The 1,542-nt window shown below is 51.9% G+C and carries 2 rRNA genes; both read right to left on the bottom strand.

Annotated features, from left to right (window positions below):
• A 5S ribosomal RNA gene (gene rrf, locus FKN16_RS24215) occupies window positions 1–85 on the bottom strand; the annotation flags it as partial.
• Between the two features lie 93 nt (window positions 86–178).
• Window positions 179–1,542, bottom strand: a 23S ribosomal RNA gene (locus FKN16_RS24210); the annotation flags it as partial.

The following is a 1,542-nucleotide window of genomic DNA, read 5'->3' as shown; positions in this document are numbered from 1 at the left end:
CCCCACACTACCATCGGCGCTATTTCGTTTCACTTCTGAGTTCGGCATGGAAATCAGGTGGGTCCAAAACGCTATGGTCGCCAAGCAAATTCTTTAATCCGGAAAGCTGTTTCTTAATTCTCGTTCTTACACATTCAATGTTCTTTCATTGAGTCCATCAAAACCCCTTGGGTGTTGTATGGTTAAGCCTCACGGGCAATTAGTACAGGTTAGCTCAACGCCTCACAACGCTTACACACCCTGCCTATCAACGTCGTAGTCTACGACAACCCTTTAGGATACTTAAAGTATCAGGGAGAACTCATCTCAAGGCTCGCTTCCCGCTTAGATGCTTTCAGCGGTTATCGATCCCGAACTTAGCTACCGGGCAATGCGTCTGGCGACACAACCCGAACACCAGAGGTTCGTCCACTCCGGTCCTCTCGTACTAGGAGCAGCCCCTTTCAATTCTCCAACGCCCACGGCAGATAGGGACCGAACTGTCTCACGACGTTCTAAACCCAGCTCGCGTACCACTTTAAATGGCGAACAGCCATACCCTTGGGACCGACTTCAGCCCCAGGATGTGATGAGCCGACATCGAGGTGCCAAACACCGCCGTCGATATGAACTCTTGGGCGGTATCAGCCTGTTATCCCCGGAGTACCTTTTATCCGTTGAGCGATGGCCCTTCCATTCAGAACCACCGGATCACTATGACCTGCTTTCGCACCTGCTCGAATTGTCATTCTCGCAGTCAAGCGGGCTTATGCCATTGCACTAACCTCACGATGTCCAACCGTGATTAGCCCACCTTCGTGCTCCTCCGTTACGCTTTGGGAGGAGACCGCCCCAGTCAAACTACCCACCAGGCACTGTCCGCAACCCCGATAAGGGGTCGACGTTAGAACATCAACACTACAAGGGTGGTATTTCAAGGACGGCTCCACACAATCTAGCGACTGCGCTTCAAAGCCTCCCACCTATCCTACACATGTAGGGTCAATGTTCAGTGCCAAGCTGTAGTAAAGGTTCACGGGGTCTTTCCGTCTAGCCGCGGGTACACTGCATCTTCACAGCGATTTCAATTTCACTGAGTCTCGGGTGGAGACAGCGTGGCCATCATTACGCCATTCGTGCAGGTCGGAACTTACCCGACAAGGAATTTCGCTACCTTAGGACCGTTATAGTTACGGCCGCCGTTTACCGGGGCTTCGATCAAGAGCTTCGACCGAAGTCTAACCCCATCAATTAACCTTCCGGCACCGGGCAGGCGTCACACCGTATACGTCATCTTGCGATTTTGCACAGTGCTGTGTTTTTAATAAACAGTTGCAGCCACCTGGTATCTGCGACTCTCAATAGCTCCATCCGCGAGGGACTTCACCGTCGAGAGCGTACCTTCTCCCGAAGTTACGGTACCATTTTGCCTAGTTCCTTCACCCGAGTTCTCTCAAGCGCCTTGGTATTCTCTACCCGACCACCTGTGTCGGTTTGGGGTACGATTCCTTACAATCTGAAGCTTAGAGGCTTTTCCTGGAAGCATGGCATCAATGACTTCAC

The sequence above is a fragment of the Vibrio sp. 11-4(1) genome, from assembly GCF_013048625.1.
GTDB classification, from domain to species: Bacteria; Pseudomonadota; Gammaproteobacteria; order Enterobacterales; family Vibrionaceae; genus Vibrio; species Vibrio diabolicus.
The sequence above is the reverse complement of the archived record's forward strand: the minus strand, read 5'-3'. Positions and strand labels throughout refer to the sequence as shown.